We start from the raw sequence: 3,734 nt of genomic DNA, 5'->3' as shown, positions 1-3,734 counted from the left end.
GATTATTGTTATAATTTCAGAATACGTTATTGCGGGTATTCTTGTAGGTTTTTTACCATTGGCTAGTAGTCTACTTGCAAAGTTCTCATCTATTATTTTACAATAATCATCTACAAAACAGAATAACTCTGTTATATTCTTATGCATTGGGTAACCTCCTATTGTTGCTAAAATACTGGAGTTTACCCTATTTCTCTCTCTACTCTCTTTCTAATCCATAGTTAGCGTTGGAATGACAAGAGAGGGAAGCACTGGGATGACAGGAGGAGGAGCACTGGGATGACACCGTCTGTTACGCAAATTACCTGCTGATTGCAATGTTCGTACAGCTATGTGCGTGACGCTTGCATGATTAAGAGAAAACAGGAATCTAGACTGTAACTTTTGATTTAACCCAGTGATACAATTTACTTATTTTACCATCCTGGCCAAACATTCCAGGACTATTTTTATAAAAAGTATCAACTATTAGTTTTATAGAACCTATGGCAGCAGAAAATACAGGATTTTTATCGTATTCACCATCAAGGCCACTACACGACTTAGGACACCCAATACGGACTTGCTTATTGAATATATAGCTTGCAATCTCTTTCATGCTTGTGAGCTGACTAGTTCCGCCTGTGATGACTACTTTATTAATCGTGTCTTTCTGCTCCCGAAATTGCTCTTTTACTAATTCAAGTATTTCTTCGATTCTCGGTCTTATAATGTCAACAAGTTCAGACTTGAGCACTTGGGTCGGTTCATCACTTTCATTATTTTGCACTGTGATATACTCGTTTTCATCTATTGAAGTCACGATAGTATTGCCATATAGTATTTTTATGCGCTCTGCATGTTCTATGTTTGTACATAGTCCATAAGCAATATCTCGAGTGATATGAATGCCACCAATTGGAATGCTGTCTGCATATATAAGTTTCCCCCTTTTAAAAATTCCAATTGCAGTGCACCCACCTCCTATGTCAACAATGGCAGTTCCGAGCTCTTTCTCATCTTCACTGAGACAAGCAAGACCTGCAGAATATGAAGATGCAATACAACCGGCCATACTTAGCCAACTGTTATTGGTTACGCAGTTTTCAATATTGATAAGCGCCGGACGAGAAGCAGTAACAACGTTAACGTCAGCAGATAATCTTTTTCCATACAATCCACTAACTTCCTTTATGTCGGTCATGTCATCTAAGTGATATTTTAGCGGTATATTGTGAATGATAACATTTTCCTCAATATATTTCTCAAACGTTTGAAAGACTACACGTTTTATGTCTCGATCAGAGATTTCATGATTAGCTGCAATAATTTCATTGTGCACATTGAAAGATGAGATTCCACATCCGGCAATATTAATATATATTTGATCTATAGTCTCCTCCGATACTTGTTCAGCCAGACCTATAGTTGATGAAATAGAGTAATTTGCATGCTTTACGTCGGTTATTGATCCACCATTTATACCCTCTGCAATCTTGTAACCTGTTCCTGTTATTTTATAACTGATATTGCTACTGACTTTGACGATTAGACAGATAATCTTTGTTGTACCTATGTCTAAAACAGCAAAAACGCTTCTCTTTGGCTTTACTATTACTGCAGAGTACATCAGTTGACCTTATGACACAATCCCATTCAAATTATAGCTTTCTTTAATAGTTTATATTCTATTATAAAAATACAGCAACATTTTAATATACCCCAAACACTGGACAAAGGAAAAAATAAAACATAGAATTATAATTTTATGTCTAAATTACCAATTGTAATTGCCCCTGATGAAAGGTTAACTACACGTGCCAGTGAAGTAACAGCTATAAACGATGAAATTAAAGAATTAGCAAACGACATGTTCGAAACTATGTACGATGCAGATGGTCTTGGCCTTGCTGCAGTGCAAGTTGGGGTACTAAAAAGAATTTTTGTTATGGATGTTCAGCTAGAGAACATTGAAGGCGGGCCAGCAGGATATGAATCGAATGGCAAATTTTGCATGATTAATCCTGAAATTACGGAATTATCTGATGAACAAACAATTCTCAAGGAAGGATGTCTTTCAATTCCAGAACAGAGTCACGAAATTAAGCGCCCAAAGTATTTAACTGTAAAATATAGAGACTTGAATAATGAGGAACGGACGCTAAAAGCTAATGGTTGGCTTGCGAGATGTATTCAGCATGAGCTAGATCACTTAAATGGTATATTATGTATTAGACATTTGTCTAAATTGAAGTATGATATGGCCATAGAAAAAGCACAAAAGATCAAGAGGCACTATGAGCGATGAGGATTTAGAATTATTAAAATTCTACCATGAGATGGGTGTTGATTGCACGCTAACAGAGGGTGAGGAAGAAAAAGAGCTGGGGAGCAAAGAGAATGTGCAGCCTTCTGTTATCCAAGTAGCTGACACTGGGAAAGATGCAGATTCCAGCGTCACGCGCTGGAATGACACTAAAGGTGGAAAAGAGCAACAATCCATGTTCCCAAGTGACTGGATAATTGAAGCAAGGAAACTTGCAAGTAAATGCAGTAGTGTGGATGAGCTAAAAAGTGCAGTTGAATCATTTGAAGGTTGTGAAATAAAAAAAACTGCAACCAATACTGTTTTTTCCGATGGTAATCCAAATGCAAAAATTATTCTCGTTGGTGAAGCTCCGGGAGCAAATGAAGACCTACAAGGCATACCATTTTGCGGTGCAAGTGGGATGTTGCTTGATAAAATGCTCGGTGCAATTAATCTTGATCGTACCAAAGTTTACATAAGCAATACTGTATTTTGGCGTCCACCTGGTAATAGAAAACCAACTGACCTAGAACTTGATATGTGCAGGCCGTTCGTCGAAAAACATATTGCACTGGTTTCACCGCAGATTCTAATTTTGGTTGGAGGAATCGCGTGTTATAGCTTACTTGATAACACAAAGACCATATCAACCCTGCGTGGCAGGTTTCATACGTATACTAACCAATATTTGTCTAATTCAATTACCACGGCTGCTATATTTCATCCAGCCTATCTACTTCGCCAGCCAGCACAAAAACGTTTAGCTTGGGAAGATTTGAAGAAGATTAGGGACTATCTCCAATAACTGCACAAATACCTAATAAAGCGGTGAAACGTGAGATCAACTATGTGCCTCTAAAAATTTTGTTTGTAATTTTGCAGCACTTCACTCAATCATGTAGGTAATAAAAATCTGTTTGTTGTGGAGACAGATTTTTATATCAAATAGCTACCACAGCAATTCTTGCTTAAGTTAATGAATAGGTACTTTTAACCTATATGAATGACAGTTGTTATATGCTTAGTGTGCTGCCACTAAAAACTTGGTTGGTATGCGAGAGGTTTAAATTCTTGTCAGGTTCCTTTTGCAGAACAATCAGCTCTTGCTCTACATTTTCAACATCTTGTAAAAGTTGTGATATCTCACTTACATTAGGAATACAATTCAGCTCTACAGAGTTGTAACAAGGACACACCTTCACTAATTTTGTACTGAGGTCGTATAATGTAGTGTACACTTAGTATAGAATTTTCATTTCACATTCTAGTCTCTGTGAACAAAATTTTAGAGAAGCCATATGAGAGAACCAACGAAGTTTAAAAAACCCATAAAAACCTCAGCAGTCTTGTCAAATTGAGAAAAAACACGTCTAAAGTTCTTGATTTTTCCAAAGAAGCATTCAATCAAATGCCGCTCTTTATAAAGATGTTTGTCGTAGTCTCTCTG

General features: G+C 37.0%; 4 protein-coding genes and 2 pseudogenes. 2 read left to right on the top strand and 4 right to left on the bottom strand.

The window, feature by feature from the left end; translation table 11 throughout:
• A pseudogene (locus GO685_RS05630) lies at nucleotides 1–147 on the bottom strand (IS982 family transposase); the annotation flags it as partial.
• 223 nt (nucleotides 148–370) lie between these two features.
• The gene (gene ftsA / locus GO685_RS03990) at nucleotides 371–1,609 is read right to left on the bottom strand and encodes a cell division protein FtsA (protein WP_175937669.1); all 1,239 of its coding nucleotides are present in this window, start codon (nucleotides 1,607–1,609) and stop codon (nucleotides 371–373) included.
• A gap of 138 nt (nucleotides 1,610–1,747) precedes the next feature.
• Here ftsA and def point away from each other — a divergent pair, with 138 nt between their 5' ends.
• Both def and GO685_RS03980 read left to right on the top strand, forming a co-directional pair.
• A complete protein-coding gene (gene def / locus GO685_RS03985; RefSeq protein ID WP_175937668.1) occupies nucleotides 1,748–2,287 on the top strand; it encodes a peptide deformylase in 540 nt (179 codons plus the stop codon).
• Nucleotides 2,277–3,092: a uracil-DNA glycosylase gene (locus GO685_RS03980; RefSeq protein WP_175937667.1), complete on the top strand. Its 816-nt coding sequence runs from the start codon at nucleotides 2,277–2,279 to the stop codon at nucleotides 3,090–3,092. The genes def and GO685_RS03980 overlap by 11 nt, the downstream gene beginning before the upstream one ends.
• A 208-nt stretch (nucleotides 3,093–3,300) precedes the next feature.
• Here the strand turns inward: GO685_RS03980 and GO685_RS03975 are convergent, their stop codons facing one another.
• Together GO685_RS03975 and GO685_RS03970 are read right to left on the bottom strand one after the other, a co-directional pair.
• A complete protein-coding gene (locus tag GO685_RS03975) occupies nucleotides 3,301–3,525 on the bottom strand; it encodes a hypothetical protein (protein WP_175937666.1) in 225 nt (74 codons plus the stop codon).
• Between the two features lie 47 nt (nucleotides 3,526–3,572).
• A pseudogene (locus GO685_RS03970) lies at nucleotides 3,573–3,734 on the bottom strand (IS5-like element ISSoc13 family transposase); the annotation flags it as partial.

This window comes from Wolbachia endosymbiont of Madathamugadia hiepei, assembly GCF_013366855.1.
Classification (GTDB): Bacteria; Pseudomonadota; Alphaproteobacteria; order Rickettsiales; family Anaplasmataceae; genus Wolbachia.
Note: the sequence above shows the minus strand (reverse complement) of the source record. Positions and strands in the feature narration are given on the sequence as shown.